Genomic DNA, 26,781 nt, shown 5'->3' on the forward strand with positions numbered 1-26,781 from the left:
GCTCGGCGGCGCGAGAGGCTCATGCCGGACATTCGGTGCTGCCCTTCACCCGGTTGGGGAGTGTCCACAAAGAATTTCAAGATTTTTCTGAACCGGCCAATCCGTTCGGCCGTACGCGGCGAATGTCTGGCGAAGTTCGTATCCACCCAAGGAGATCACTGATCATGCGTTTGCGACGTTCAGCAGGTCTTGCTGTCGCCGGACTTGCCGTGTTCGGCATGGCCGCGTGCGGCACCAGTGAACAGGCCTCAACCGGCAATGCACCGCCAACCCAGCCGCCGCCTCCGCCAGCCACGACGCAGATGGCTGACGCGGAGTTCGGTTCCGCGTGCGGCGCCGTTCCCAAGGAAGGCGCGGGTTCGTTCGAAGGCATGGCACAGGATCCGGTCGCTACGGCCGCGTCGAACAACCCTGTTCTGTCTACATTGGTCAGCGCGGTGAAGCAGGCGGGGCTTGTCGACACGCTTAACACTGCCAAGAACATCACTGTCTTCGCGCCGACCAACGACGCGTTCGCCAAGATTCCCAAGGAGACGTTGGACAAGGTGCTCGCCGACAAGGCGACGCTGACCAAGATTCTCACGTACCACGTCGTCGGTAAGCAGGTCACGCCAAGCGACCTGACGATGGGCAACTTCGAGACCCTTGAGAAGGGCGCCGTCAGCACGACCGGCAGCGGCCAGTCGTTCAAGGTCAATGACGCCAATGTGGTGTGCGGGAACGTCAAGACCGCCAATGCCACGGTCTACATCATCGACAGTGTGCTCATGCCTCCCGCGGCATGATTTCCCGATAGTGCCTCGCCGTCCACAAGGGCGGCGAGGCAAGGTTATACCCTGTAACAACTATGTCTGGAGCACGCCGTCGTCTAAAATGGATGAGTCAGAACGCTTTTCAGCGGTGGTGGGGTTTTCGCGAAAGGGCGGCCCGAACTGGTGGACGGTGGCGATCTCGTGGTGGACGGCACCCGGATCGCGGCGGTGGGCGCACCAGGCGAGCTCAGCGGCGAAGAAGTCGACCGGACAATCGACACAACCGGCGCGCTTGTGCTGCCAGGCTTGGTGAACACCCATCAGCACGACTGGTACATCTACGGCAAGGGCCTCGGCGGCAACATGCTGCTGGAAAAGTGGATCTCCGACTGTCTTTTCCCGCTGAAATCGCACATCACCGTCGACGATCTGCGGCTGGCAAGCGAGCTCGCGTCGCTCGACATGCTCAGAGGCGGAACGACAACCTCGGTGAATCACCAGGTCAACGAAACCACGCTGAGCGTTGAAGAAGCGATACTGCAGCCGGTCGCCGAAACCGGAATCCGGCAGTACTTCGGGAAAGTCATCCGGCCAAGTGACGTGGCGACCGGATACGAAGGCGCGCAGGAATCCTTCGAGCGATGGGACGGTTACGCGAACGGGCACGTCCGGGTCGGATTTGTCCTTGAAGCAACCGCGCATTGGGTGCAGGTGGGCACGTGTACTCCCGAGATGGTCCTAGGTGGACAGAAACTCGCTGTCGCCAAGGACACGTTCGTCACCTCGCACATCGCTGGCGGCACGATGTCCGAAACCGTGGGTTACTTGAAGTTCGTCAACGCCATGGGCCGGACGGATCTTCAGTTCCTGCACCAACTCGGCGTGCTCGATGACCGGTGGATCCTCGCGCACACCATCAACCCGATGGGCAATGACCTTGACTTGATCGCCGAGTCCGGCAGCACGGTCGCGCACACGCCGAGTTCCGAGGCAGCACGTGGTGGGGGCATCACGCCGGTCAAGCACATGCTTGGCAATGGCGTCCGGGTCGCGATCGGTACCGACGGCCCGATGGTCGATCTCACCAACGACATGGTCGAACAGCTCAAGTGGACTCGTTTGCTGCAGAACCAAGTCACCCTCGACCCGGACTCGATCCCGCTTGAGAAGATCATCGCGATGGGCACGGAGGATGGCGCGCACGCGGTCCGTGCGGGTGACCTTTTTGGATCGCTCGAAGTCGGCAAAGCCGCGGATATCGCCGTTTTCGACCTTGCGACCCTGCACGCATCGCCGGTTTACCGTCCACTCAGTACATTCGTGCACGCGGCGAGGGGCCGGGACGCCAAACACGTGATGGTCGATGGTGAAATGCTTGTCGAGAATGGAAAGTTCACCAGGGTCAACGACTTGTACGTGACGGACTTGCTGCGCCAGGCAGGGGAGCGCGGGAAGGCGCTCGCCCGCCGCGCCGGACTGATCACTTCCGACTGATCTGGTAGCCGAGGACTTCGCGGATGTGCACCTCGATGAAGTCACGCAGATAGACATCGCGTCCCATCTCGGCGAAGAAGTCAATCATCGCCTGGTCCGGCTGGTCGGTCACGTGCACCATGCGCCACCGGTTGATCGGCTCGTTCTCCTCGCCCTCGACCCAGTGCTCGACGTGGACGATCGGCTGACGGGTGTCCGCGACAAGGTGACCACCATCAGGCGTGGTGTAGTCGGTCGCGCCGATGAAATAAACGGACTGTTTGGCGTGATCGAGCTCGACGTGTTCGATGATCACCCCGAATTCCGCGGGGTTGAGCCAAAGGCGCTGCTCGGACGCCCGCGTGAACACATCGGGATTGTCCGACGGCCACTTCTCCGCGGTGTACGGCTTGACCACCGAAGGGATGTAGAAATCCGGGGCCGACGCCTTCCTGATCTCCATGTCCCACAGGTTCATCCTGGTGTACCGCAGGTCCACCCCCGGCCGGTGGTCACCCTGTGTCCACCACCCCAACACGCTGAGATGCCCGTTCCAGCACACCGTGTCCACCGTTCCAGCACACCGTGTCCACCGTTCCGGAACATCGTGTCGACCGTTCCGGAACATCGTGTCGACCGTTCCGGAACATCGTGTCGACCTTTCTGCACATCGTGTCCACCGTTCCGGCACACCATGTTGCGTTTTCCGGCGTCGTGAGGTGTTCGTTCCCGCGAGGTGGCTCGAGTCGTATGACGCTGGGGGAATTTCATGCTGTCGCAATGGTGGACACGGCCTTCTGGAATGGTGGACACGGTGTGTCGGAATGGTGGACACGCGCGTCTGTCCATTTGCGACTGTCAATAGTGGGACGGGTTTCCGGAGAGTGGGACATGACAGGGTGGGTACCTTCATGGGAAGTGCTGTAACCCAAGGAAAGGCACTCCCCGTGACACTCGATCGTCGACGGTTCCTGCTGACCGCCGGTCTCGGTGTCGCCGCCGCAACGGCATCCCTGCCTGCCATTGCGGCGGCCCACCCGAAAGCGGAGCCTGACTGGGCGGCTCTGCGCAGCAAGCTCAGTGGACAGTTGTTCCTCCCTGCCGATTCCGGCTACAACGACGCCAAGCTGGGCTTTTTCACCATGTACGACCGGCATCGACCGGCCGCTGTGGCCAGGTGCACGCGTCAAGAGGACGTCCAAGCCTGCGTAGCGACCGCGGTAGCCAACGATTTCCCGCTAGCCGCACGCTCCGGCGGCCACAGTTACGCCGGATACTCCACGCCGGACCGTGGGCTCGTGATCGACATCAGCCGGATGAACACAGTCGAGGTCCGTCCGGACGGCACGGTCGTTGTCGGAGCGGGCGCCAGATTGTTCGATATCTACAGCGCGGTCGCGAAGGCGGGACGCCTGCTACCAGGCGGAACCTGTCCCTCGGTGGGCATCGCCGGACTGACGCTTGGCGGTGGGCTGAGCGCGATCGGCCGCAAATACGGGCTGACGTGCGACCGCCTGGTGAACGCGCGCATCATCACGCCGGACGGCACCATCCGGGAAGCATCGGCCACTCCGGACTTGTTCTGGGCCTTACGAGGCGGAGGTGGGGGCAATTTCGGCGTCGTCACGTCTTTCACGTTCCAGACCGCGCCGAGCCACAACTTCACCACCTTCAACCTGTCGTTTCCGGCACAAGCATCCGCTGCGGTCGTCCACACCTGGCAGACGTGGTGCCAGGAGGTGCCCGACGAGCTGTGGTCGCAGATCGGCGTCAGCGGCAACACCCAACTCGCTGGCACGTTCGCCGGACCGCCCAACCAGTTGCAAGGCTTCCTGGATACGTTCATCCGCCGCGTTGGCAGTCAACCGACTGGGCGTGACGTCCGCGAGAGGTCCTATTTCGACACAATGGTCTCCTTCGCGGGCTGCGAACCGTCCAACGGCGGCTGCACTCCAAGTTGGAACGGTGGTGGCGGCAGGCTCGATCGCGGGACGTACGTGGCGACATCCCGGATTCTGACCAAACCGGCCGCCGATCCGCAGGCGTTCGTCAATCTGTTGAACAGCGTTCCAGGCATGTACACGCTGCTCGACTCCTTCGGCGGCGCGATTGCGCGCGGCGGCGACGCGGCTTTCCCGCATCGCAAGGGGATCGCGAGCATTCAGCTGATCAAGGGTGTGAACAACGGTGACGAGGCGGCGGCGCGGGCGGCGATGCGGCCTGTGCGTGACGAACTTGGCCGCATGTTCGGTGAGTCGGCGTATGTCAACTACATCGATCCACAGATGCCGAACTGGGCCAATGCCTACTACGGGGCGAACTTGGCACGCTTGCGATCCATCGCGGCCAAGTACGACCCCGGCAAGGTGTTCCGGTACGGGCAGAGCCTGCATGTGTGAGCCAGGTGACAGTCCAGCCGGGATTATCCGGACGATGGGCGCTGTTCGAGGCAGTCAGACTCACTGACCTCTTGAACACGAATAGTCCACTGGAGTGACCGTCATGACCTACCGCGTCGGCTACATAGTTGGCAGCCTCTCCCAGCGTTCGATCAACCGCAGGCTGGCGAAGGCGCTGACCAAGCTCGCGCCGTCGCACGATCTGGAGCTCGTGGAGATCCCGATCGGAGATCTGCCGTTGTACAACCACGACTACGACGCGGACTACCCGGAGGTCGGCAAGCAGCTCAAGGCGGCCATCGAGTCCAGTGACGCGATCCTGATCGTGACGCCGGAGTACAACCGCTCCATCCCCGGCGCGCTGAAGAACGCGATCGACTGGGCGAGCCGTCCGTGGGGAACCAACTCGTTCAACGGAAAGCCAGCCGCGGTGATCGGCGCCTCTGGCGGCTCGATCTCCACCGCCGTCGCACAGCAGCACCTGAAGAGCATCCTGCTGTTCAGCAACGCCGCGGTGCTCGGTCAGCCGGAGGCGTACATCCAGTTCGCCGAGGGACTGGTCACCGAGGACGGTGAGGTCACCAACGAGACCACTACCGAGTTCCTCTCCTTGTTCCTCAACGCGTTCGCCGCGCACACCAAGCGCAACCTCGGACGCTGATATACCAACGAGAAGGGTGCCGCGATCCGGCGCCCTTCTCGTTGCGCACTGGCGGGTTTGTGCCAGTGAACGTGCTGGTCAACGATCTTTGTGAGCTACGAGTCATTGTCCGGCAACGGCATTTCAGGTTAGCGTTCCTAAAAGTCAGGGTCGTTGACTACCGATGGCCCGTCCGGGGACAGGAGCCTGACATGGCGTCCGAACTGGCGCAGGACTACGCGGCGGAGTTCGACCGAGATTGGACCGCCGCGGAGAACACTCCCGTCGAGTTCCCGCCGATGGACGTGAACGCCCTGATCAAGCAGCATTTCCGGCTTGGCCGCGAGCTCGTGGCCAGCAAGTCGATGCTATGGGACTTACTGGTGCGTCAAGCGCACGCGATGGACATCTACGTTCCGTGCCGGATCAAGCCGGGTTCGATGCGTACCTTTTCCACCGAGGAATCCGACTTCATCCGAGTATCGGATCAGCCTGTGTGGACCGACGACACCCGCTACACCCAGGTGATCCAACGCGTGTTCGTGGACAACGACAGGCGCGCGGTGCTCCACCTTGGCACGGGCCACATGACCACACCGGACGGTGAGTATTTGTGGGCCGGTGCGGACCAGCCGCTGTATCACATCGAATGGGTCGTAACGGGCACGGAAACGCGGCCGATTCTGCGGCGGCGGATGGTTCATTTGACTGACGCTCCGGACGCCCGTCTTGCCTGGTACTTCGCGCGCCTGATGCGCGAGAAGCCAATGGTCGAGTCGTTGGAGATCTACCTGCGCGAACAGTGGGGCCTCGACACGGCGCACCACCCGATCAGCGCTTAGACGAAGACCTCAGGATGGCGCGAAAGTTCCACTCTGGTCCGCCGGATATGCATTTCCAGCACCTGTTCCGCAGACGCGTGATCATGGTCCCGTAGCGCCTGAATCAGCAGCCGGTGCTCGGCGCCGATGATCCAGTTGCGTTGTGAACCGGCAAGCCTGGTGAACGCGCGGCGATAGTGCTGCGTGGTGTCCCACAATCGAGCCACAATGGACGCGAGTTCCTCGGCGTTGTGGTGCTTGTAGACAGCCCAGTGTAGACGCCGGTCCAGTACGAGGAAGTCCTCGACGTCCGCGCTGCGCTCGATCTTGTCCTGCAGCTCGTCCATCTCGTCGATGTCCTCATCGGTCAGCAACGGCGCGGACTCGGTGAGCAGCAACGGTTCCAGGCGTTCGCGCATCCGGTAGATCAGGTCACACTCGCGCATGTCCATTCTGGTCACCCACGCGCCTTGGTTGGCGCGCAACGTGATCAGGCCTTGTGACGCCACAATCCGCAACGCCTCGCGTACTGGGAGCCTGCTGGTCTGCAGTTCCTCGGCGAGCTCGTCCTGGATGATCCGCGTACCGGGCGCCAGCCGGCCGGTCAGGATGCGTTCACGCAACACCTCGGCGATCCGCTGACTCGCGACGCCGGCGCCCTCGGACACCGCTTCCCCCTCTACCGGAAGGCCTCTGGATGATGGTCGAATGCTTTGCCGTTCGGATAGGACACTAGCTCACACTGCAGGCCCCACGGGGCGAGGAAGTACACCCAGCGCTGCCCCTCACTTGGTCCTTTGCTGACCGTCGGCTCACCGAGAACGCGCAGGCCACGGCGGTGCAGGTCGGCGACGGCTGCGTCCATGTCCTCGACGTACAGCGCGATGTGGTGCCCGCCGATATCGCTGTTACGCGGCGGTTCGGTGTCCTGGTCGGGCGCCTCGTACTCGAACACCTCGAAGATCGCCTGGCCGCCGAGCCGGAAGAAGTGCAGCTTGCGCATCACCGTGCGGTCGTCGACGTTGAGGTGCTCGCTCATCCACGTGCCGTCGTCCTGGTACGGCCCGAGTGTGTACATGTACTCGCAGCCCAGCACGTCAACCAAGAACTCTCGCGCCTGCGCGAGGTCGGGCACGGTCAGCCCGATGTGGTCGACGCGGCTCAGTCCCGGGATCGGCATCGATGCCTCCAAATGTATCCATTCGGCTTGATTTTGGGCCCGCTTTCTCGCATAGTACTTGATGAGACGCTCAAAATGGATCCATTTGGAGCTCAGATGCCTTCCCATGAACCTCTGTCCGCCTCGTCGCCGTTGACCGCGCTGAGCACAACGACGGCTGACTGGGACGATGCCGATCCGGCCTTGCTGCTGCGCCTACTCGGGCAGGCGGCTTGGATCCGATCGTTCGAGGAGTACGTGCTTGAGCTGGCTGGTGAAGGGCTCGTGCACGGCCCCGCGCACTCCAGCATTGGGCAGGAAGGCGGCGCGGTCGGCTCGATCGTCCCGCTGCGCACCGACGACTTCGTCAATGGATCCCATCGGGGCCACCACCAGTTCCTGGCCAAGGCGTTCGGGCACGTCATACCGGGCAAGACCGACGGCCTGCCGGAAGTGACCGACGACGTGCGGACCGTGCTGCGCCGGACGTTGGCCGAGATCTGCGGCCTGGCTGACGGTTATTGCCGCGGCCGTGGTGGATCCATGCACCTGCAGTGGAAAGAAGCGGGCGCGATGGGCACGAACGCGATCGTCGGCGGCGGCGTACCGCAGGCCGCGGGATTCGCGTTCAACCAGCGCCGCGCGGGCACTGACGCGGTCACTGTCACCTATTTCGGTGACGGCGCCGTGAACATCGGGTCGGTCCTTGAGACATTCAACCTCGCGGCGGCCTGGAAGCTGCCGCTGTGCTTCTTCATCGAGAACAACCTGTACGCTGTGTCGACGCCGGTCGATGAGGCAACGGCGGAACCGCGACTTGCCGCGCGTGGCCTTGGGTTCAACATCCCGAGCTGGCGGGTCGACGGAATGGATCCATTGGCGGTCCACCTGGCGATGACCGAGGCGCTCGAGCACATGCGGGCAGGCAACGGGCCCACGATCATCGAGGCTGAGGTCTACCGGTACTTCCACCAGAACGGCCCATACCCGGGCAGTGCGTTCGGCTACCGGACCAAGGCTGAAGAGAAGGCGTGGCGCGATCGTGATCCGATAGAACTGTTGCGGTCACATGTAATCCGGCGAGGTATTGCCACAGCCGACGAGATCACGGCCGCCCACGACGAAGTAGTCAAGACGCTGCGCGAGATCGGCGATTCGTTCCTGGAGGCTGACCCGGCGGGTAAGCGGCGGATCAAGGAATCCGCTTGGCCTGACACGAGTTTCGTCGATGTCGGTGTCCGAGGTGATCTGTCCGAACTGGACGGAAGCCGGTATGAGGAAGAGGACACGTACTCCGGAACGTTGGGAAAGCGCAAGTTCGTCGACGCGATCAGCGACGTGCTCGCCCGCCGGATGGAGACCGACGAACGAGTCGTGATCCTCGGCGAGGACGTCAACAGGCTCAAAGGCGGCACGAATGGTGCGACCAAGCGTCCGCTTGAGCTGTTCCCCGACCGGGTTTTGGGCACGCCGATCAGCGAAAACGCGTTCGCTGGGCTTGGTGGCGGGATGGCGATCGACGGGCGAGGTCGTCCGATCGTCGAGTTCATGTACGCCGACTTCATGTGGGTCGCCGCCGACCAGTTGTTCAACCAGATCGCCAAGGCACGGCACATGTTCGGCGGCCAGGGGAGTGTCCCCTTTGTACTGCGCAGCAAGCTCGCGGCTGGGACGGGGTATGGCTCGCAGCACTCGATGGATCCAGCTGGCGTGCTGACCACGGCGGCGGGTTTGCGGGTGGTGGCGCCTTCCAATCCCTTTGACTACGTGGGCCTGATGAATACGGCGCTGGCGTGCGACGACCCTGTCGTGGTTTTGGAACATGTGGACTTGTATACGTCCACCGGAACAGGGCCGGTGGATGACTTGGACTATCGGATCCCGGTTGGGAAGGCCGCTTTGCGGTCGCAGGGTGATGATGTAACTGTCATCTCTTACCTGTCCATGGTCGGGCATTGTCTTGAAGCGCTCGGTCAGGTTCCTGAGGTCAGCGCGGACTTGATTGACCTGCGCTGGCTCGACCGTGCCAGCCTTGACTGGGACACCATTTCGGCCAGCGTGAAGAAAACCAACAAGGTGTTGATTGTCGAGCAAGGCGCGATCGGGACTTCGTACGGGGGACGGCTCGCCGACGAGATCCAGCGGCGCCTGTTCGATTGGCTGGACGCGCCCGTCGAGCGGGTCACCGGCGGCGAGGCTTCGCCGAGCATCAGCAAGGTCCTGGAGCGCGCGGCCGTTGCGCGCACGGAGGAAGTCGTTGCCGCGTTGCGTCGCATCGCCGCGTATTGAGCCGATAGGAGACATGATCATGGCGACGCTGCTGCGCGTGCCTGAAGTCGCGACCGGCTCTACGTCGGCTTTGCTGACCGAGTGGCTGGTGGCTGAGAATGCGCGGTTCGCTGCGGGCGACCCGCTTGTCGTGCTGGAGACCGACAAGGCCGCGGTCGAGGTCGAGGCCGAGGTGGACGCTGTGCTGTTGCGGGCTTTGGTGCCCGGCGGGACGAATGTGGAGGCTGGCTCGCCGATCGCGCTGCTCGGGTCGGAGGCCGAGGCCGCTGATGTGGACAGGTTGCTGGTGGAGCTCGGCGTTGGTACCGGGTCAGAGGCCGCGGTTGAGTCTGGGCCGGAGTTGGCTGCCACCAGTCCTGAGCCTGTTCAGCGGCCGCGGGTTTTCGCCAGCCCGCTGGCCCGGAAGCTGCTCAAGGAAGCGGGAATGACGCCGGACCAGGTCACAGGCACGGGTCCGGATGGCCGGATCGTGCGCAGGGACGTGGACAAAGCGATTGAGCTCAAGTCGATGGCCCTCAACTCGACGGACCCCAATCTGGCTGCTGCCAACTTGGTCGCGCCCAGTTCGGTTGCGCGCAACTCAGTTGAGGCCAGCTCGATTGAGTCCCAGTCTGTCGGCCCCAACTCAGGAGGCCTCAACCCGGCGGGGCTCAACCCGGTGGGGTCCGATTCAGCGGGACTCGATTCAGCAGGGCTCAACTCGGCTGGCCTCGACTCAGCGGGGCTCGATTCAGCAGGGCTCAACTCGGCTGGCCTCGACTCAGTGGGGCTCGATTCAGCGGGGCAGGACCGAGTTGGCCGCGAGTCAAGTGGATCTGATCGAGTTGGCCATGATCTGGCTGGATCCGAGCGAGTTGGGTCTGATCGGGTTGGCCGTGAACCTGTTGTGGGCAAGCACCTGCCGCCTCAACTTCCGCCTGCTCAGGGCGAGGAAGTCCCGCTGACCCGGATGCGCCGGGCGATCGCGCGCAGGCTCACCGAAAGCAAGCGGGACATCCCGCACTTCTACCTCCGCCGGACCGCCCGCATCGACGCGCTACTGGCCCTACGCAAACAACTCAACGAGGTGTCGCCGGAGAAGATCTCCGTCAACGACCTCGTCGTGCGCGCAGTCGGAGTCGCTCACACCCAAGTGCCCGACGCCAACGTGATCTGGACTGGCGACGGCATGACCCGATACTCCACTGTGGATGTCGGAGTTGCCGTCGCGTCCAGCCGCGGCCTGCTCACCCCGGTTCTGCGCGGCGTCGAGCGTAGCTCGCCCAGTGCGATTTCCCGGCAGATCAAGGAATTCGCCCGGCAGGCCGATGGTGGCAAACTTCGCCAGTCCGATCTGGAAGGCGGCACGATCACCGTCAGCAACCTTGGCATGTACGGCGTCGAGGAGTTCTCCGCGATCATCAATCCACCCCAGTCCATGATTCTCGCTGTCGGCGCTGGTCGTCAGGCGCCGGTTGTCGTCGATGGCGAAGTCCGGGTGGAAACCCAGATGGCGCTGACGTTGTCGGTCGACCACCGTGCCATCGACGGCGCGTTGGCCGCCCAATGGATGGCCGCTCTGATCACAGCGCTTGAGGAGCCACTTCGACTGCTGGCTTGAGCGCGTACTGGTGCGAGAGGGTCCGGTAGGGCCTGGACCTCAGCGCGAAGATGGTCACGATCAGGCCGATGATGCCGACCATGATGAAGACCAGGGCGATACCGCGGTCGGGTCCGGTGCCGAACCAGCTACCGATCAACTCGGCGCCCGAGCCCGTGGTCATGTACGGGATGAACACGAACTCCGCGATCGGGCTGATCAGGAACGCGGTCAACGGCGACGCCGCCTGCTCGACGCTCTGCGCGAAACCGAACACCCGGCCTTGTCGTTCGTAAGGCACGACCTTCTGCAGGATCGTCTGCTCCGAGGCTTCGGCGGCCGGAATCAACAGCAGGTAGACGAACAATCCGACAGTCAGCAGGGCTATCGACGGTTGGAGCGGGAAGCCGAGCGTGATCGTCCAGAGGACGAGGTTCACCAGCAACAGTGTCCGGACCGGGTTTCTGCCGAGCCCGGTCCTGGCGATCAGCAGTCCACCGAGGATCATGCCTGAGCTCAACGCGCCCCAGAGGAAACCCCAAACTTCGACGGACACGAGCGCCAAACCGTAAGCGTCCAGCAACGCCATGAACGCGCCGCCGAGGAAGTTGTTGAACGTAGCGAACAGGATCAACGCCATCAGGCCAGGCATACCCCTGACGATCTTCACTGTGCCTCGGATGTCCACGCGCTTTGGTTCGCCAGAACCCTCCGTAGCTACGATCCTGGGGACGCGGGTGAGGATGACGTCGATGCTCGCCAACGTCAGCACGGCGATACCGCCGGTCAGGACGTACGTCATGCCGCCCTGTGCGACGAGCACACCGCTGATGACCGAGGTGACCAGCATTGACACGCCGGATGTTGTGCCGGTCAGTCCGTTGGCGCGATCACGTTGGCCTTCGTCGATCAGTGCCGTGACCATGGTCGGCAGCGTGATGTTGCGGATGTTGCCGGTGATCACGCCGAACATCAGCATGATCGCCATCAGCCACAGGTACGGACTCGTCGGATCCTTGAACGAGCCGTCGGGCGCGGTCACGTAGATGATGTAGCTGACTAGGTAGAACGCCAACGACCCGACGCCGGACAGCAGCATCATCGTCTTCTTGTTGTGATGGTCGACAAGACTGCCGAACCAGATGCCCGTCGCCGCCGTCAAGATCAGAAACAACCCGGAGAGCACACCGGTCGCGAACACCGACCGCGTCTCCAGGTACACATAGAACGTGATCGCGAACAACACCGTGAAGTTGGTGACGGACACCAGCAACGTGTTGCTCAGCAACCGCAGGAACGTGCGTGTCCCTGGCGCACGCATGTCCAAGCGTTGTTTTGTGGATGCCTGTGGAGCACTCATCGTGTCACAGTATGGACCGTTTGTCCGTTCTCGCCACCGGATTAACCGGATGTGACAAATCCCGATTTCGGGACGGGGACTTGCGAATGGGGGACGATGTCCGCATGCGTTTGGTGCTGGTGTGTCTCCTGGTCATGGCGGTGGCCGGATGCGGACCGGAAACGTCCGCGTTCACCAGGATCGACCTGACCGGACAACCTGTTCTGCTGACACCGGCAGGTGACGATCTACTGGTCGGCGTGCGCCGTGACGGCCAACCGGTTGTCCCGGGCCTGATGCGCATCGCACGAGACGGCACGGTTACTGAGATCCCGATCCGCGCGGAGAGTCCGTACGGAATGCTCGCGAAGTGGTACGCGATCGACTCCGACGGCACCCAGATCCTGGCGGTCGGCGGTGAACGTGGTGGAGCCCATGCGAACGTCCGCTGGTCAGTGTGGACGGGGACAACGGCGGGAATCACGGAGAGGGTCCAGGGCTTCAGCACATTCGGCGGCTGGGGCGCGGGTGAACTGGTTGGTGCGGCTGTTTCGGCCTCGGGACCGTTGGTGGTCGGCTCATGGCAAAGCGCCAAGGCCGGTTTGGACATCGCGGTGTGGACGACTGATGGGGAAACCTGGACGCGCCAGGACTCCGGGGGGAGTGTGGTGGAGAGCAACCGGGACACGCTTGGGTTTGCCAACAGTGCTGTGCCGTACAAGCAAGGGATTCTTGTCGCGGGGATGGTGTTGACGGGCGGGCGTCAGATAGCGGCCGTGTGGCAGTCGACCAATGGCAACACCGGGTGGACGGTGACTCCGCTGCCAGACGCGGGCACGATCGCGGTGGCTTCCGGGATTCGTTGTTGGGGCGCGGTGTGTGGCGTCGCTGGGACTGACGATGGCAAGTTGGCTTTGTGGCGCTTGACGAGCGGGGTGTGGACGCGAGTGCCAGGCACGCCGCCGATTCCGGTGAAGGACAGCGACAAACCTGCGGCGCCGGTGGACGAGAACATGACGCAGGTCTTGTCGGAGAATGGCCAAGTGAAGATCGTCCGGGCCGATGGCGGCAAGTGGACGGTGGACGAGGTGCCCGGTCCAAGTGGGACGGTGACGTCGGCGGCGAAAGTGGCCGGAAAGCTCTACATCCTCGCGGGCGACCAACTCTGGCGCGAGTAGAAAACCTCGTGAGTGGTTATCAGGGTTAGAACCCTGATAACCACTCACGAGGGGTTTTATGCGTTGGGGTCGAACGGGATTCCGGCGGGTTTGGCTTTGCCGAGCTCGTAGCTGAACGAGCCCTCGCGGATGCCCAGCTGCGCCGCGCCGAAGTCGGCGCTGGTCAGCTTGTCACGCAGACCGGCTGGGAAGCCGTCCCAGCCGACCAGCGGCGGGTACTGCCACGACATCTCGTGGTTCTCCGGCTGCTCGCCGAAGTTCGCGAAGCGGAAGCAGTGGGTGCCGATGCCGTCCTTGTGGTAAATGATCTTCGGGTGCGTTCCGCTGTCATCCCAAGGGATGTCGTTGCGGGACTTGGTGTTGTAGTTGCCGTGCGCGGATGCCGAGACGTACTGCGGCCAGCCGCCGTCCTGCACCCACACCACCACGTGCTCCCAGTCGTGCTTGTGCCCGCCAAGCCCTGACCCGGCTACTGCCTGGTCTTTCTCGAAGTAAAGCGCGTAAAGGTAGGCGCACCAACCGTTGTTGCACTTGGACCTTGAGTAGGCGTTGGTGTTGTCCAAATCGGACTGGTCGTGGCACTGGCCGTTCACCGCTCCGCCTGGGTTCAGGCCGGGCGCGATGGTTCCGTCCCGTCCTATTCCTGGCGTCGGGTAACAGCCGTCATTGTCGTAGTCGAATGCCGGTTCGTACGTGCGGTCCGGCCATGGGGCGCTCCAGTCGAGTGCTTTCGGCGGTTCCGCGAAAGCCACTCCAGCGAAAACAAAAAGCATTCCGGCTGCGGTAGCGAGCAGCACCGAAATCCATCGGCGCAGCCGCGTCCGCATGGCCAAAGGTCGCAAGGTGACCTCCTTGTCAAGTTCGGCAGGGAAACCGCGTCAGACGCGGCCGAACAGGCGACGCGCCGCACAGCACACCATGCCGAAGATCATCTGCGCTAGCGCGCGCGTCGACTCGATGCCGGATCGTCACCGGTATCAAGGCAATCTCAGCCCAGCCGGGTTTCATGATCATGAACAGCGCGCTCATGGAAGGTCAACATCGCTGGGCCGCAATGAGATCCGGCATCCCGTGCATATCGGGTTGACCGGGGTTCAGCCCGTGCGCGTCCCCTACTTTCGAGGGGTACTCCGGCCGGGCAGGCCGCGGTTACGGTGATCCATAACGGGAATCGTGAGGGCAATTCCCGCTTCTTTCCCCTGCGAAGAAGGCTGGAAACAAATGAAAATGAGAATTCTGGGCGCCTGCCTTACTGTCGGCGCCACGGTAGGCGCTGTCTTCGCACCGGCCGCGCAGGCCGTGCCGCAGTTCGACCAGGCCATGGTGCAGGCAGCCGCGACCGAGCTGGGTGTCAGCACTGCCAAGGCCGCCAGCGCCTCGACCTTGAGCAGCGCCTTTCCCGCAACCTGGCCACTCTGCAGGCCAGTGGAGTCGCTACGGACGGTGCGTTCTTCGACAACGCGGGCGCGCTCGTTGTGAACACTTCGGACACTGCGAAGGCCAAGGCCGCTGGTCTGACCCCGCGTACCGGTGTTCGCGGTGAGCGTGCACTTACCGACATGTCGGCGCAGGTCGAGCGGGTTCTCGGGGCCGTCATCAGCCAGGTTCAGTCGTGGGGCCCGGATGTCGCGGGCGACCGTGTCGTTGTCACCGTCGACCCCGGTGCGAGCAAGGCGTTGGTGAGCAAGCTGTCCGCAATGGACGGTGTGGTTGTCGAGACCGGCGCGAAGCTGGAAAAGCACGCTGACGTCGTCCCCGGCCGGATCATGGACCTGCAGCCGGGCACCAACTGCTCGCTCGGTTTCAACGGCACCCGCAACGGTGCCAAGGTTCTGCTGACCGCTGGGCACTGCGTGGTCGGCAACCCTGACATCCTCGACGCCAACGGCACCAAGATCGGCAAGGGCGCGGGCACCCGCTTCCCGTCGGTGGACATGGGCATTGTGAACGTCGACGCCGAGGACACCCAGCGGGCCTATGTGGACACCCGGATGGGCACGACCGTCCGCGTCACCGGCGCCTCCAAGGCCCCGATCAACACCACGATCTGCAAGGCTGGCAACACGACCGGCTGGACCTGCGGCCGGATCACGCACTACAACCAGTCCGTCCGGTACTCCGGCCAGTCGACGACCACCACGGGCCTTGCCCGCGCCACGGTTTGCACCGAGGGCGGCGACAGCGGTGGCGCGTACATCTCCGGCAACACCGCGCAGGGCATGACTTCCGGTGGCCCGGTCGGCGTGGACTGCGGCTGGAACCAGGGCGCCAACGCCGGTTCCTACTCGTTCTACCAGCCCGTCGTCGACGCGGCGAGCTACTACGGAGTCACGCTGCTGACCTCGTGATGACAGCATGAAAAGAGGGAGCGTGCCGCACGGCACGCTCCCTTTTTACTACGCGGCGACCGGCTGGAGGTCGACCTTACGGGCCCGCGGCACGAGCAGCGCGCAGCCCGCGGCCAGGATCGCGATCACCGCGAACGTCGCGAAACCGTTGATATATCCCGCTTCCAGTGGCAAGCCGGTAATGCTGAGCTGTGCCGTCACCAGGCTGCTCATCACGCCGGCGCCAATCGATCCGCCGATCGTCCGGATGTTCGCGTTCATCCCGCTGGCCACACTTGTCTGCGTCACCGGCACGGCGTCCACGACCAAGTTGGTCATCGTCGCGTATGCGAGTCCCACGCCAAGTCCCAGCAAACCACCGCCGACGGCGACCTCCCAAGCCTGATCGTGCGCGACGGCAAGGACAGTGCACGCGGCAGCCGTCAAGATGGAGCCGACGGCCAACTGGGCACGGAAACTGAAGAACGGCGCCATCCGTCCACTGAGGATGCCCACGAAGAACATCACAACCAGCATCGGCAGCATCAACAAGCCAGCCTGGGACACGCTCGCCCCGAAGCCGTAACCCTGGCTCGGCGGAGTCTGCGCGAGCTGCGGGATGAACGCCCACGCGGCGAACATCGCCGCTCCGAACAACAGCGCGACGGTATTTGTCGTCCACACGGCGGGCAGCCGCATCATCCGCATGTCGATCAGCGGGTTCGCCGAGCGCACTTCGAGCCGGATCCACGCCACCAGCAGCACGATCGCGACGCCGAACAGTGTCAGCACGGCAGGCGAACCCCAGCCCCAAGACGAGCCTTGACTGACACCAAGCAGCAGCGCGACCAGCCAACCCGACAGCAAGAAGGTCGCGGTCCAGTTGATCCGGCCCGGCGTGCGGACACGCGACTCCGGCACGAATCGGTACGCGGTGAACGCGGCCATCAGCACGACGATCATCGGAAGCTAGAAAAGCCAACGCATTCCGAGCGTGTCGACGATGGGACCGGCCAGGATCACGCCAAGCCCGCCGCCAGCGGCGATGATCGCGGACAAGGTGCTGATCGCGCCAGCCACTCGTTCACGCGGGAACTCGTCGCGGATGATGCCGTACGCCAGCGGGAACACCGCGCCACCGGCACCTTGCACGGCACGGGCGAGGATCAGGATCTCAATGGTGGGAGTGAGCGCGGCCAGGAGCAGGCCTGCGGCCAGCGCGGTCATCACGGCGACGAGCGTGCGGCGTTTGCCGACCATGTCGCCGACCCGGCCGAGCACCGGCGTGAAGATCGAAGCGGACAGCAGATACGCGGTCAGGACCCAGGTCGCGGTGTTCTGTGAGGTGTGCAACTCCTGCTGGATCGTCGGCAGTACCGGGGCGATCAGCGACTGTAGGAGCGAGAAGACGCCGGCGCCGATCGCCAGCACGACCATGGTTCTGCTCATAACTGTCACACTACTGCGACATTTAGGTGGAGTAAAGCGACGGGCATGTGACGGAAGGCATGTCAGGTGTCACACGGTTAGACTTGGTGACGTGAGAGCTGACGCCTGTCGAAACCTCGACAACCTGCTGCAGACCGGCGCGAAGGTGCTGGCCAGGGACCCATCGGCGTCCATTGCCCATATCGCGGCCGAGGCTGGCCTCGACCGCAGGACGGTCTACCGGCGCTTCGCCACCCGCGAGGCGCTGCTGCTCGCCTTGTTCGAAGCCAAGCTCGACGCCGCCGAGCAGGTGCTGGACGAAGCCCGGCTGACCGAAGCGCCGGTCGCGGTCGCGCTGCACCGCTATGTCGAGGGCATCGTGCCCGTCTCCCGGCAGTGGCCGATGGAGTTCTCCAGCCTGGAAAGCCCTGATCAGGGCACTGAGGACCGGCGTCAACAGCTGCGTGGCCGGATCAGGGCCTTCGTCGACCGTGGGATCGACGAAGGCTTCTTCCGTGCTGACGTGCCGAGGGAATGGGTCCGGAAAATGCTGGATGACCTGGTGAAACTCGCCGCGCACAGCGAACCGCTGATGGACCCGCCGAAGGCAGCCGACCTGGTGGTCGAGATGCTGCTCAAAGGCGCCGGTTGCCGTACGGCCTGACCGCCCGGGCGTCGCGCAACGCGTGCGCCCACCAGGCCAGCTGGTCGAGCATGCCCTTCGCGGCGATCGCACAGGGCGACGGATCCTTGGGATTGCCGTCCCTGTCGAACTGCGCATGCGCACCGGCGAAACTGACCGAGTCGCGGATGGTTACGGCGTGCAGCTCGGCGAAGACCTGACGCAGCTGTTCCACCGCGCGCACACCGCCCGAAAGCCCGCCGTACGAAACGAATCCGACGGGCTTGGCGTGCCATTCCGTGTAGCAGAGGTCGATCGCGTGCTTCAGGGGCGCCGGATAGCCGTGGTTGTACTCCGGCGTCACGATGACGTACGCGTCCGCCGCGGCGATCCGTTCGGTGAAGTCGGGCGCATCGAGCAAGTCGATCACGTCGACGTCCATGTCCGGGTGGTGCGAGGCATGCGTCGCGAACCATCGGGCGATCGTCGGACCGAACCGTCCTGCACGCGTACTGCCGAGCACGACGGCCAAACGAAGCTGCTCACTCATGCGGCGACCGCCATTTCCTTGGCAAGAAAGCCTTTTCGCAGCAGCGGCCGGGCCAGCACGATCGCCAGCAGCACTGAGATCCCGCCCATCAACCACAGCACGGTGTGCAAGCCGCTGGTGAAACCCGGTTCGGCCAGCCGTCCGCCGGTGCTGCCCGCCAGCACCGCGCCGGTCACCGCGATCGCGACCGTCTCGATGGCCAGCCGGACTGTGTTGAACATGCCTGCCCCCGTGCCCGCGTGATCGGGTGGCACGCTGCCGATTGCGACGCCATCGACAAGGCCAGTCGACACACCGAATCCCAGTCCGATCGTCAGCAACGGTCCCGCGATCGCGGCAACTGACGTGTCAGGTTCGAGCACGGTCAGCCAGGCGGCGCCGATTCCGACGAGTGCCACGGAAAGCACGACCACGGCAGCCGGCGTGATCCATTTGGTGATCACGCTGCCCAGCATCGGCAAGACCAGCAACAATCCGGTCAGCAGGAGGAGCGTGGCACCGGCTGCACCCGTGCTCATCCCGCTGACATTCGTGAAATACGAAGGCAAGTAGACGACCAGTGGAACGGGAACCGACACGAGTACGGCCGCAGCCAGCGACAACCCGATGAACCGGGGATTGGCCAACAGGCCGAAGTCGAACATCGGCTGCGTCTGGTGCCGCTCGACCACGACAAACACCGCCAGCAACGCGGCTGAGGCGAGGAACCCCCCGACAACCACAGCCGAGGACCAGCCGAGCTCAGGCCCTTCGACGAACGTGAAAACCAACAACAGCAAGGAAAGCGTGAACGACGCCGTCCCAGCCCAATCCACCCGGCGCGAACCTGGAGCACGCGATTCGGACAGCATCGGGACCAGGCAGAAAGCCACGAGGCCCGCGACGGCTGGTGCGCCGAACACCGCACGCCAGCCGAGCCATTCCAGCAGCAAGCCCGCGATAGTCGGGCCGAACGACAGCCCGATTCCCAACGTGGTTCCGAACATGCCAAACGCTCGGATCCGAGCGCGGCCTTCGAACGTGGCCGCCAGGATCGCCGCGGCGCTACTGGCCGCGGCGGCCGCGCCGACTCCGGCGAGCACGCGCAGGACGTCCAGCAGGACGATGTCCCACGCCACCGCGCTGAGCACTCCGGCCGCCGCGAACAACGCGACTCCAGAAGCGAACACTCGCCTGCGGCCGATCATGTCCGCGAGGGAGCCCGTTGCGAGCATGAAGCTGGCGAAGGTCGCTATCTGGCCGTTCACTACCCATTGGGTGGCCGCGAGCCCGGCTTCGAGGTCGGTGGCGATGCTCGGCAACGCCACCGACGCGCCGGTCAATGTGATCGGGATCGACAGGGTCGACAGCAGGACAGCGCCCAGTGCGACGGTTGGTTTCGGGTGCACGGCAGTAACCGTGCAACCTCAAGTAATGTTGAGGTCAACTCGCCAGGATCGTGCTGACCGCATCGACGGTCGTGGGCGCGTTGTCCCTGCCCAGGGCACGGATGATCGGTCCGGCGATGGCGTCGAGCTCGAGGGCGCGGCCGTCGATGAAGTCCTTGAGCATCGAAGACCGAAACGTGGGCGGCATGCCGCGCAGGCGCGCCTCGATCGCATCGGCGTCCACGTCCGCGCCTTGGCTCGCCGCTGCTGCCGCGGCCTCACGGATCAACAGATGCAGCCGGTCGCCGTGCTTCTCGACAGCTTCGCCCAGTGGCGCGTTCAGGCCGGTGGTCAACAGGGCGAACGGCGCCAGGAAGACCAGCTTGCGCCACAGGACAGTGTTTTCGTCCGGGTGCGTTGCCACATCGAACCCTGCCTTGGACAGCAGTTCGGCCACGTCGCTGCCTTCGGTGATGGTCACGTTGGCCATTGGCGAGACCTGCTCGATCACGCCAGGGCGGTGGCGCGTGGCCTCAACCGCGATGGTCGCGCCCACGACGTTCGCTTCGGGATAAGTCGCACGTAGCAACGGCATGTGGTCGACGCCGTTCAGAAACGGGACCACTGTGGCGTTTCCGAGCGTCTTCGCAGGGATTCGTTGCAGCGCGGGGACTAGATCGGTTGCCTTGACGGCAACGAACAGCACGTCCACCGGCGACGCCAGGTATGTTCGCGCTGTCGGATACGACACGACCTCAGCTGCGTCGGGCGCGGTGAAACGCAGCCCTCGTGCGGTGATCTCGGCGGCCGTGCTTTCGCTCGCCACGATCGTCACGTCGTGTCCGGCGGCGGCAAACCTCGCAGCCAGCAAGCCGCCGATTCCGCCTGGCCCCAGTACGCCGATCATCTGATCTCCCTGTTTCGTCCACTATGGAACTTACCGGTCGATCAGCCTGGCGCGTGTGGGTTACTTCTCACATCCGATACCGTCGTTGTTGTTGTCAAGGCCGTAGATATCGGTGCCGATCACCCGCACCGGGCCGTCGACATACGCGGGGCCGTTGCCCTTGCCAGCACAGTCGACGTCCTCGGCGATCGGTACACATCCTGAGTAGTTCGGATCGCACTTGCCTTTGGCAGGCTCTTCGGCGGCACGACTAGTGGGCGGCGGTGTTGTTTTCTTGGTGCTGGTGGGTTTCTTGGCCGTTGTCGATGGCGGGGGAGTGGGGTCCGCGGAGGAAGTGGTCGTCAGCGGTTCCAGTGTTACCGGAACCGTCGTTGTTGTTGTCGCGGGTGCGAGGTCGGCGATGGGAGCGGATGAGGTTGGCTTCTCGTCGCCTGAATTGACCAGCCCGGCGGTCAACAAGAACCCCACCACACCGGCCGGGATCCATACCGGTCGCCTTCTGTTACGCGGTTTCTTTTGCGGCACGGGAGCGTGCGCGGGCAGAGTGGGCCGGGCAGCGGGAATGGCAACGCGGGTTTCGACACGGGGCAGCCGTAAACTGACCTCGATACCGCGCTTGCCGATGTATACAAGGGCTTCGCAGCCAGGTAGGTAGCCGCTCGCGGTGATCTCGGTCAGCAGGTCCTGGTAACGCTCCGACATCGTGTGGGTCAATTCCCCGACACGCATTCCGTCCAACCGGACTTCGACCGCGCGCTCACCGCGGTATTTCCCGGTTTCGATCGTGCACCAGGCCAGTTCGGCGACAACCTGCCGCGCGACACCCGCCGTGACCGGATATCGGGCAAGAGCCTGCTGATCCTGCTCCTCGCGGGTGACTGTCACCGTGACTTCGGCCGGAAGCATGAAAAGACCGGTCATCAACTCTCCTGGCTGCTGGCTGGACACGTACCCAATCGGGTCACACCACCCGGCGTTACCTGTCCACAAAGGATCGACTTGACCAGCAACGCGACGACGCAAATCAGCCACGTTCGGCCCATGGCGCTTTGTCGGGAAATCGCTGACACTTGGCGAGAGCAGAACAACGGGAGGTGCGATGACGAGCCCTGCCCACCCGAAATCGATGAATCGGGAAGCCAAGCGCGTCGCGGTCGCGAGCGCGATTGGTACGACGATCGAGTGGTATGACTTCTTCATCTACGGCACGGCGGCCGCGCTTGTGTTCGCGCCGCAGTTCTTTCCGCAGGTCTCGGAGCTGACCGGGACACTGGCCTCGTTCGCGACGTTCGCCATCGGGTTCATCGCGCGGCCACTCGGCGGAATCGTGATGGGACATTTCGGTGACCGGATCGGCCGTAAATCGATGCTGGTCTGGTCCTTGATGCTCATGGGTATCGGCACGGTGGTGATCGGCCTCTTGCCGACGTACGCGCAAATCGGTGTCTGGGCGCCGATCCTGCTCGTGCTGATGCGCTGCGTGCAAGGCTTCGGGCTGGGCGGTGAATGGGGCGGCGCGGTGTTGATGTCGGTCGAACACGCGCCGGAGAAACGCCGTGGATTCTTCGGCGGATTCGTCGCATTCGGGCTGCCAACCGGGATCATCCTGTCAAACCTGGTGTTCCTGATCGTCACAAGCGTGACGACCCGTTCGGAGTTCACCGACTGGGCATGGCGCATCCCGTTCCTGTTCGGTGCGCTGCTGGTAGTGGTCGGCCTGTTCATCCGGCTGAGGGTCGCCGAAAGCCCGATATTCGAACGTTTGGAGCAACACCGCCGGATCCCGATCGTCGACGTGCTGCGGACGGATCTGCGCAAGGTGCTGCTGGCCGCGGGAAGCTACCTCGGAATCGGCGGAATCGGATACATCGTCATCGTCTACTTCGTCTCATACGCCAACCGTCAGCTCGGAATACCAACCCCGACGGTGTTGACGATGCTGATCTTCGCATCGGTGGCGTTCGCGATCGGCGTGGTCTTCTTCGCGCGACTGTCGGACCGAATAGGCAGAAGAAAGGTGATGGTGTGGGGCTGTGCGGCGCACGCGGCATGGGCCCTGGTGTTCTTTCCTTTGGCGGACACTAAATCCGTCCCGCTGATCGCGATCGACTTGATCATGATCCTGGCACTGCAGTCGGCGTACATCGGTCCGCAACCGGCGATGTTCGCGGAGCTGTTCTCGACCGGAATGCGATACAGCGGTGCTTCGCTCAGCCTGACCCTTGGCACGATCCTTGGTGGCGCCGTGACTCCGTTGGTCGCGACTGCGCTATACGGCGCAACGGGTTCGTCGTGGTCGGTGACGGCGTATGCGTTCCTGATCGCGTTGATCACTCTTGGTTGCCAATTGGCTTTGAAGGAGACATACGAGAAAGAGCTGTAGTCGCGTGAACACGCGCGTCCTCGCGTGGACACGGGCTCGCGTTCGCGTGTCCACCGGCTCCGTCATGGTGTGTTGAACACGCGAGCGGCGCACAACGGCGATCCGGCCACAGCGGTAGCGAGTCGAGCAGTTTGACACACCGTGACGGAACGGTGGACACGCGCCAGGGCGGAGCAATGCCAGACACCGTCCGGTGGAAGCCCCGACTCTTTACGGCCCGGCGATACCGACAGACCCGGCCTATGGCTCGCCTGACGTTCACTGCCGGGTTGGGTTGGATGAACTACCGCGTGTCCGCCCCACCGGCACGGCGAGTCAAACTGCTCGACTCGCCACCAGCCTGCTTGCTCGCCACCGTGCGCCGCTCGCGCGTTCAACACGCCATGCCGGAGCGGCAGACACGCGCGGGCACCCGTCGCTGACTCCCCGCCTGTTCGCTACCGCTCACGGCGATACGTCATTGTGCTACCGGGTGCACGCCGCACATTCCAGGCCCAACCCTTCATCCCCTCAACCAAGGTCGGCACACCGCCCAACCCCTCAACCAACGTGAGCTAAGCCGCCCAACCCTCGATCAAGGTGGGTGTACCGCCCGACTCTCGACCAAGGTGGGTATGCGGCCCGACTCTCGATCAAGGTGGGTGTACCGCCCGACTCTCGACCAAGGTGGGTATGCGGCCCGACTCTCGATCAAGGTGGGTGTACCGCCCGACTCTCGACCAAGGTGGGTATGCGGCCCAACTCTCGATCAAGGTGGGTGAACCGCCCAGCTCCTCATGCAAGGTGGGTGAACTGCCCAGCCCTTCACGCAAGATGGATAAACCCAAGGTGGGGCTAGGCTTGGGTGGGCACAGTGGGAGGTGGGCGGACTTCTTTCCCGTGCGGGTTTTGGGGTGATCGAGTTATTTCGGCCTTGGTGCTTTTCGCCTTCGGCTCAGTACTAGCCAGCCTGTCACCACCACTGCCGAGATTGTCCAGACCGTCCACAGGAGGGCCCAGTCGCTGAGGATGTTGCTGCCTTGGGTTCGGTTGGTTGGACCCAGGAGCAGCAATGATGCCACCATCACCGCTGCGGGCACCACTGTCTTGAAGCCTGGTAACGCGATCACCAGGATGGCGATCGGGATCGCGAAGGCCAGACCGACAGCCGTTGCCGTCGGCTCGTCACCACTCTTGATGTACCCGGCGATGCCTGCCGCCAGCGCGGCGATCAGGATGCTGAGCAGTCGCTTCATGGCATGCAGGTGCCCGCCGGGCCGGGGTGTTCAAACCAGCCGTGCGTGGATGTTCCGCAACGCTTCATATGAGTCCCGGTATACCGAGTACAGCATGTCCATCGACTTCGATGGCTCGAACACCGAGTCCACTCTTACTGTCGCCGCGGCCGCTTTCGCGACCGATGGGTAGATCCCGGCGCCGACCGCGCCCTGCAAGGCCGCGCCCAGGGTGCCGCTGTCATGGATGCGCAAGCGTTCGACTGGCCGTCCGAGGACGTCCGCGAAGATCTGAGTCCACAACGGACTCCGGGCGCCACCGCCAGAGAAAGTCAAGGATTCCAGGGTGAACCCGCACGCGGCCTCGACGGATTCCAACACGTGTCTGCCGGACATGGCCACGCCTTCCAACACGGCACGGGACATGTCCGCCTGCGTCGTCGACGACTGCAGGCCCAGAAAGGATGCCCGGACAGTGGAATCACACAGCGGCGCGCGTTCACCTGCCAGGTACGGTGTGAAGACCACTTCGGACGATCCAGAAGCGGCTGAGGAGAATACGTCAGCGATGTCCAGGCCGCTGACCTGGCTCCACCACCGGACGGCGTCACCCGCTGCCTGAGTCGGCCCGGCGTGCACCAGAACTCCGTCATACGGCGGAAAGGTGACAATTCCAGGCGCCGCACCGGAAGCCGAAGCGCCAGCCACGACAAGGGAAGTCCCGCACAACACCATGCCCCGGCGCTCGGACCACGGCAGACCGGTACCCAGGACCGCGCCGAAGGCATCCATCGTGCCAACCTCTTCCGACGGCAGGATCGGCGGCAGGCGATCCCCGAGGCCGTCGACCAATGCGACGGCCTCGGGGATGTAGCCCGATGGCCCGGCAATTCGGACAGAGGACAACAGGTCCGTAGCGACCCGGCCGGTCAACCGAGCGGCGATGTAGTCCTTTGGGGACAGTACCCATCGGACAGCGTCCCAATTGGATGTTGACGCGAACCATTTCGCCCGAGCCGGGAGGAACGAGGCGTCAAGGACTATGGGCGAGCCCCAGATCCGCTCCTTTTCCGCTGCGCTGAACTGTGCGTCGAACGTGGCCGCGATCGACGCACAGCGCTGGTCCTGCCAGATGATCGCCGGGGCCAGCGGCTGCAGCCTCGCGTCGACGAACACGTGCGTGTTCACCTGGCTGACTATCCCGATCGACTGGATGTCGTCCTTCGGCAGCGAGGCGAGGCCTTCCTGCGTGCCGCGCCACCAGTCGAGCGGGTCTTGCTCCGCCCAGCCGGGCCTTGGCCTGCTGATCGGGTAGCCCACGCTGTGCGTGTGCACGAGCGTTCCGTCCACTGTGAACGCGGAGACCTTGACTGCCGTTGTCCCCACGTCGATGCCCACGATCACATCACGACAGTACCTACACCCGTGAGCCCGACCAGATCGACCTCAGGCCACGCAGGAACTGCAACGGCATCGGCTGCCCTGGCAGGCTGATCCACGCCCGTGCGGTCGTCTCCTTCACCGACACGCGCACTTCACGGAAGTCCGTCGGGTTGGTGATCCCGCTGTGCCGGACCACCTCGCTGTAGAACCAGTCGGACGTGATCAGCGCGAGCACGCCCGGCGAACGCGTCAAGGCCTCCTTCAAGGGCTGGGAGCTCAGCAGGCGGAACGCGTGCATGATCGCAGCGCCCGTTGAGCCGCTGTCGTCCAGCTCCACTTCGCCCGCGTGCATCGCCATCCTCAAGCGAATTTGTTCTGCCTTCGGGTGTGACGAGTTGTGCTCGTTCAGGGCGGCCACCAGTTCCAGTGGCACGTAGTCGATGAACACCGACTTCGGGACCTCGGCTGGTACGAGGACGAAGACGCCGTCGCCTCTGTCCTCAATGGCGCATCGGTCCGGATCGACGCCGGCGTGGCGGAAGGCCCGTCGCCACGCGTGTTTCAGGCCTTCCCTGACGACTATCTGGTTCTTGTTGGTCCGGCTGTGATCGCCGAACGCTTCCACATCGACCAGAAAGATGGTGCGATGCGTGGCAGGTGGTCTCGCCATGCCGGTTAGTCCCCTCGGCTTTGGTTGTGGTCAGGCGGTTTTGTCGTAGTGCCAGACAGGTTCGGTCGGCCACCGCCGTAGGTCGGCCAGTGTCGGCACGGGCAGCGGGGATCTCCCCGTCTGCCGGGCGGCGTGGATGTACGCCGCCAGTCTTGCCCGGAGTCTCGTGGCATTCGCCGCGGTCAGGTCGATTTCGTAGCTCTCGCCGTCGATCGCGAAGGTGACCCGGTGCACGTCCGGCGCTGCTGTGCCATCCATGTCGTCGATCAGCAGGAATCGGACTCGAATAGCCATTGTAGAC

General features: G+C 63.9%; 28 protein-coding genes. 13 read left to right on the forward strand and 15 right to left on the reverse strand.

Annotated elements, in window-relative coordinates:
- Positions 1-164: 164 nt before the first annotated feature.
- Together LWC34_RS51030 and LWC34_RS51035 are read left to right on the forward strand one after the other, a co-directional pair.
- Positions 165-785 carry a fasciclin domain-containing protein gene (locus LWC34_RS51030; protein ID WP_233733430.1) on the forward strand — a complete coding sequence of 207 codons (621 nt, stop codon included), beginning with the start codon at positions 165-167 and terminating at the stop codon, positions 783-785.
- 150 nt (positions 786-935) lie between these two features.
- The gene (locus LWC34_RS51035) at positions 936-2,246 is read left to right on the forward strand and encodes an amidohydrolase family protein (protein WP_233733431.1); all 1,311 of its coding nucleotides are present in this window, start codon (positions 936-938) and stop codon (positions 2,244-2,246) included.
- On the opposite strand, the gene LWC34_RS51040 is transcribed toward LWC34_RS51035, so the two are convergent.
- Positions 2,233-2,796 carry a hypothetical protein gene (locus LWC34_RS51040; protein WP_233733432.1) on the reverse strand — a complete coding sequence of 188 codons (564 nt, stop codon included), beginning with the start codon at positions 2,794-2,796 and terminating at the stop codon, positions 2,233-2,235. The genes LWC34_RS51035 and LWC34_RS51040 overlap by 14 nt on opposite strands.
- 376 nt (positions 2,797-3,172) lie before the next feature.
- On the opposite strand from LWC34_RS51040, the gene LWC34_RS51045 reads away from it, so the two are divergent.
- From LWC34_RS51045 to LWC34_RS51055, 3 genes are all read left to right on the forward strand, one after another.
- Positions 3,173-4,624 (forward strand): FAD-binding oxidoreductase, encoded by a 1,452-nt coding sequence (locus LWC34_RS51045; RefSeq protein ID WP_233733433.1) that lies wholly within the window; start codon positions 3,173-3,175, stop codon positions 4,622-4,624.
- Positions 4,625-4,727: 103 nt separating this feature from the next.
- Positions 4,728-5,285: an NADPH-dependent FMN reductase gene (locus LWC34_RS51050; RefSeq protein ID WP_233733435.1), complete on the forward strand. Its 558-nt coding sequence runs from the start codon at positions 4,728-4,730 to the stop codon at positions 5,283-5,285.
- Between the two features lie 191 nt (positions 5,286-5,476).
- Entirely contained in the window at positions 5,477-6,106 is a 630-nt protein-coding gene (locus LWC34_RS51055) for a hypothetical protein (RefSeq protein ID WP_233733437.1), read from the forward strand.
- On the opposite strand, the gene LWC34_RS58530 is transcribed toward LWC34_RS51055, so the two are convergent.
- Positions 6,103-6,753: a GntR family transcriptional regulator gene (locus LWC34_RS58530; RefSeq protein ID WP_233733439.1), complete on the reverse strand. Its 651-nt coding sequence runs from the start codon at positions 6,751-6,753 to the stop codon at positions 6,103-6,105. The genes LWC34_RS51055 and LWC34_RS58530 overlap by 4 nt on opposite strands.
- An 11-nt stretch (positions 6,754-6,764) precedes the next feature.
- Positions 6,765-7,265, reverse strand: a complete 501-nt coding sequence (locus LWC34_RS51065) for a VOC family protein (RefSeq protein ID WP_233733441.1) — start codon at positions 7,263-7,265, stop codon at positions 6,765-6,767.
- Between the two features lie 96 nt (positions 7,266-7,361).
- On the opposite strand from LWC34_RS51065, the gene LWC34_RS51070 reads away from it, so the two are divergent.
- Positions 7,362-9,533, forward strand: coding sequence for an alpha-ketoacid dehydrogenase subunit alpha/beta (locus tag LWC34_RS51070; protein WP_233733443.1), 2,172 nt, complete (start codon positions 7,362-7,364; stop codon positions 9,531-9,533).
- Between the two features lie 13 nt (positions 9,534-9,546).
- Complete coding sequence (locus LWC34_RS51075; protein ID WP_233733445.1) at positions 9,547-11,133, forward strand: dihydrolipoamide acetyltransferase family protein; 1,587 nt, start codon at positions 9,547-9,549, stop codon at positions 11,131-11,133.
- Here the strand turns inward: LWC34_RS51075 and LWC34_RS51080 are convergent.
- On the reverse strand, positions 11,096-12,472 hold the full coding sequence (locus tag LWC34_RS51080; RefSeq protein WP_233733446.1) for an MFS transporter: 1,377 nt from the start codon (positions 12,470-12,472) through the stop codon (positions 11,096-11,098). The two genes, LWC34_RS51075 and LWC34_RS51080, sit on opposite strands and share 38 nt — an antisense overlap.
- Before the next feature lie 104 nt (positions 12,473-12,576).
- Here LWC34_RS51080 and LWC34_RS51085 point away from each other — a divergent pair, with 104 nt between their 5' ends.
- Positions 12,577-13,629, forward strand: a complete 1,053-nt coding sequence (locus tag LWC34_RS51085; protein ID WP_233733447.1) for a hypothetical protein — start codon at positions 12,577-12,579, stop codon at positions 13,627-13,629.
- Positions 13,630-13,685: 56 nt separating this feature from the next.
- On the opposite strand, the gene LWC34_RS51090 is transcribed toward LWC34_RS51085, so the two are convergent.
- Positions 13,686-14,456 carry an NPP1 family protein gene (locus LWC34_RS51090; RefSeq protein WP_372496839.1) on the reverse strand — a complete coding sequence of 257 codons (771 nt, stop codon included), beginning with the start codon at positions 14,454-14,456 and terminating at the stop codon, positions 13,686-13,688.
- 394 nt (positions 14,457-14,850) lie between these two features.
- Here LWC34_RS51090 and LWC34_RS51095 point away from each other — a divergent pair, with 394 nt between their 5' ends.
- Together LWC34_RS51095 and LWC34_RS51100 are read left to right on the forward strand one after the other, a co-directional pair.
- A complete protein-coding gene (locus LWC34_RS51095) occupies positions 14,851-15,108 on the forward strand; it encodes a hypothetical protein (RefSeq protein WP_233733448.1) in 258 nt (85 codons plus the stop codon).
- Entirely contained in the window at positions 15,105-15,977 is an 873-nt protein-coding gene (locus LWC34_RS51100; RefSeq protein ID WP_233733449.1) for a S1 family peptidase, read from the forward strand. Before LWC34_RS51095 ends, LWC34_RS51100 begins: the two co-directional genes overlap by 4 nt.
- A gap of 48 nt (positions 15,978-16,025) precedes the next feature.
- Here LWC34_RS51100 and LWC34_RS51105 read toward each other — a convergent pair whose 3' ends face one another.
- Positions 16,026-16,919, reverse strand: coding sequence for an MFS transporter (locus LWC34_RS51105; RefSeq protein ID WP_233733450.1), 894 nt, complete (start codon positions 16,917-16,919; stop codon positions 16,026-16,028).
- A gap of 6 nt (positions 16,920-16,925) precedes the next feature.
- A complete protein-coding gene (locus LWC34_RS51110; protein WP_233733451.1) occupies positions 16,926-17,405 on the reverse strand; it encodes an MFS transporter in 480 nt (159 codons plus the stop codon).
- Positions 17,406-17,496: 91 nt separating this feature from the next.
- On the opposite strand from LWC34_RS51110, the gene LWC34_RS51115 reads away from it, so the two are divergent.
- On the forward strand, positions 17,497-18,048 hold the full coding sequence (locus LWC34_RS51115; RefSeq protein WP_233733452.1) for a TetR/AcrR family transcriptional regulator: 552 nt from the start codon (positions 17,497-17,499) through the stop codon (positions 18,046-18,048).
- Here LWC34_RS51115 and LWC34_RS51120 read toward each other — a convergent pair.
- The 4 genes from LWC34_RS51120 to LWC34_RS51135 are packed head-to-tail and all read right to left on the reverse strand — an operon-like array spanning position 18,020 to position 21,751.
- Positions 18,020-18,556 carry an NADPH-dependent FMN reductase gene (locus LWC34_RS51120; RefSeq protein ID WP_233733453.1) on the reverse strand — a complete coding sequence of 179 codons (537 nt, stop codon included), beginning with the start codon at positions 18,554-18,556 and terminating at the stop codon, positions 18,020-18,022. The genes LWC34_RS51115 and LWC34_RS51120 overlap by 29 nt on opposite strands.
- Positions 18,553-19,944 (reverse strand): MFS transporter, encoded by a 1,392-nt coding sequence (locus LWC34_RS51125; protein ID WP_233733455.1) that lies wholly within the window; start codon positions 19,942-19,944, stop codon positions 18,553-18,555. Before LWC34_RS51125 ends, LWC34_RS51120 begins: the two co-directional genes overlap by 4 nt.
- Positions 19,945-19,978: 34 nt before the next feature.
- Positions 19,979-20,830, reverse strand: coding sequence for a ketopantoate reductase family protein (locus tag LWC34_RS51130; protein ID WP_233733457.1), 852 nt, complete (start codon positions 20,828-20,830; stop codon positions 19,979-19,981).
- A gap of 60 nt (positions 20,831-20,890) precedes the next feature.
- Positions 20,891-21,751 carry a hypothetical protein gene (locus LWC34_RS51135; RefSeq protein WP_233733458.1) on the reverse strand — a complete coding sequence of 287 codons (861 nt, stop codon included), beginning with the start codon at positions 21,749-21,751 and terminating at the stop codon, positions 20,891-20,893.
- A 178-nt stretch (positions 21,752-21,929) separates the two neighbouring features.
- Between LWC34_RS51135 and LWC34_RS51140 the strand changes: the two genes are divergently transcribed.
- Entirely contained in the window at positions 21,930-23,213 is a 1,284-nt protein-coding gene (locus LWC34_RS51140) for an MFS transporter (protein ID WP_233733461.1), read from the forward strand.
- Between the two features lie 242 nt (positions 23,214-23,455).
- Entirely contained in the window at positions 23,456-23,635 is a 180-nt protein-coding gene (locus LWC34_RS51145; RefSeq protein ID WP_233729629.1) for a hypothetical protein, read from the forward strand.
- 480 nt (positions 23,636-24,115) lie between these two features.
- Here the strand turns inward: LWC34_RS51145 and LWC34_RS51150 are convergent, their stop codons facing one another.
- From LWC34_RS51150 to LWC34_RS51165, 4 genes are read right to left on the reverse strand one after another with little or no spacing between them, the layout of a single operon-like run.
- Positions 24,116-24,448 (reverse strand): hypothetical protein, encoded by a 333-nt coding sequence (locus LWC34_RS51150; RefSeq protein WP_233733463.1) that lies wholly within the window; start codon positions 24,446-24,448, stop codon positions 24,116-24,118.
- A 30-nt stretch (positions 24,449-24,478) separates the two neighbouring features.
- Complete coding sequence (locus LWC34_RS58535; RefSeq protein ID WP_233733465.1) at positions 24,479-25,831, reverse strand: xylulokinase; 1,353 nt, start codon at positions 25,829-25,831, stop codon at positions 24,479-24,481.
- A 13-nt stretch (positions 25,832-25,844) separates the two neighbouring features.
- Entirely contained in the window at positions 25,845-26,480 is a 636-nt protein-coding gene (locus LWC34_RS51160) for a hypothetical protein (RefSeq protein ID WP_233733466.1), read from the reverse strand.
- 30 nt (positions 26,481-26,510) lie between these two features.
- Positions 26,511-26,774, reverse strand: coding sequence for an Lsr2 dimerization domain-containing protein (locus tag LWC34_RS51165; protein WP_233733467.1), 264 nt, complete (start codon positions 26,772-26,774; stop codon positions 26,511-26,513).
- Positions 26,775-26,781 lie beyond the last annotated feature (7 nt).

This window comes from Kibdelosporangium philippinense, from assembly GCF_021390435.2.
Classification (GTDB): Bacteria; Actinomycetota; Actinomycetes; order Mycobacteriales; family Pseudonocardiaceae; genus Kibdelosporangium; species Kibdelosporangium philippinense.

What these genes read in the sequence shown, in the direction of transcription:
- LWC34_RS51140 (WP_233733461.1), top strand. Translation starts at nt 21,930, where the DNA reads ATGACGAGCCCTGCCCACCCGAAATCGATGAATCGGGAAGCCAAGCGC.
- LWC34_RS51090 (WP_372496839.1), bottom strand. Translation starts at nt 14,456, where the DNA reads ATGCGGACGCGGCTGCGCCGATGGATTTCGGTGCTGCTCGCTACCGCA.
- LWC34_RS51105 (WP_233733450.1), bottom strand. Translation starts at nt 16,919, where the DNA reads ATGATCGTCGTGCTGATGGCCGCGTTCACCGCGTACCGATTCGTGCCG.
- LWC34_RS51145 (WP_233729629.1), top strand. Translation starts at nt 23,456, where the DNA reads ATGGCTCGCCTGACGTTCACTGCCGGGTTGGGTTGGATGAACTACCGC.
- LWC34_RS51030 (WP_233733430.1), top strand. Translation starts at nt 165, where the DNA reads ATGCGTTTGCGACGTTCAGCAGGTCTTGCTGTCGCCGGACTTGCCGTG.
- LWC34_RS51120 (WP_233733453.1), bottom strand. Translation starts at nt 18,556, where the DNA reads ATGAGTGAGCAGCTTCGTTTGGCCGTCGTGCTCGGCAGTACGCGTGCA.
- LWC34_RS51080 (WP_233733446.1), bottom strand. Translation starts at nt 12,472, where the DNA reads ATGAGTGCTCCACAGGCATCCACAAAACAACGCTTGGACATGCGTGCG.
- LWC34_RS51130 (WP_233733457.1), bottom strand. Translation starts at nt 20,830, where the DNA reads ATGATCGGCGTACTGGGGCCAGGCGGAATCGGCGGCTTGCTGGCTGCG.
- LWC34_RS51135 (WP_233733458.1), bottom strand. Translation starts at nt 21,751, where the DNA reads ATGACCGGTCTTTTCATGCTTCCGGCCGAAGTCACGGTGACAGTCACC.
- LWC34_RS51165 (WP_233733467.1), bottom strand. Translation starts at nt 26,774, where the DNA reads ATGGCTATTCGAGTCCGATTCCTGCTGATCGACGACATGGATGGCACA.
- LWC34_RS51160 (WP_233733466.1), bottom strand. Translation starts at nt 26,480, where the DNA reads ATGGCGAGACCACCTGCCACGCATCGCACCATCTTTCTGGTCGATGTG.
- LWC34_RS51070 (WP_233733443.1), top strand. Translation starts at nt 7,362, where the DNA reads ATGCCTTCCCATGAACCTCTGTCCGCCTCGTCGCCGTTGACCGCGCTG.
- LWC34_RS51150 (WP_233733463.1), bottom strand. Translation starts at nt 24,448, where the DNA reads ATGAAGCGACTGCTCAGCATCCTGATCGCCGCGCTGGCGGCAGGCATC.
- LWC34_RS51110 (WP_233733451.1), bottom strand. Translation starts at nt 17,405, where the DNA reads ATGAGCAGAACCATGGTCGTGCTGGCGATCGGCGCCGGCGTCTTCTCG.
- LWC34_RS51050 (WP_233733435.1), top strand. Translation starts at nt 4,728, where the DNA reads ATGACCTACCGCGTCGGCTACATAGTTGGCAGCCTCTCCCAGCGTTCG.
- LWC34_RS51095 (WP_233733448.1), top strand. Translation starts at nt 14,851, where the DNA reads ATGAAAATGAGAATTCTGGGCGCCTGCCTTACTGTCGGCGCCACGGTA.
- LWC34_RS51065 (WP_233733441.1), bottom strand. Translation starts at nt 7,265, where the DNA reads ATGCCGATCCCGGGACTGAGCCGCGTCGACCACATCGGGCTGACCGTG.
- LWC34_RS51055 (WP_233733437.1), top strand. Translation starts at nt 5,477, where the DNA reads ATGGCGTCCGAACTGGCGCAGGACTACGCGGCGGAGTTCGACCGAGAT.
- LWC34_RS51085 (WP_233733447.1), top strand. Translation starts at nt 12,577, where the DNA reads ATGCGTTTGGTGCTGGTGTGTCTCCTGGTCATGGCGGTGGCCGGATGC.
- LWC34_RS51075 (WP_233733445.1), top strand. Translation starts at nt 9,547, where the DNA reads ATGATCATGGCGACGCTGCTGCGCGTGCCTGAAGTCGCGACCGGCTCT.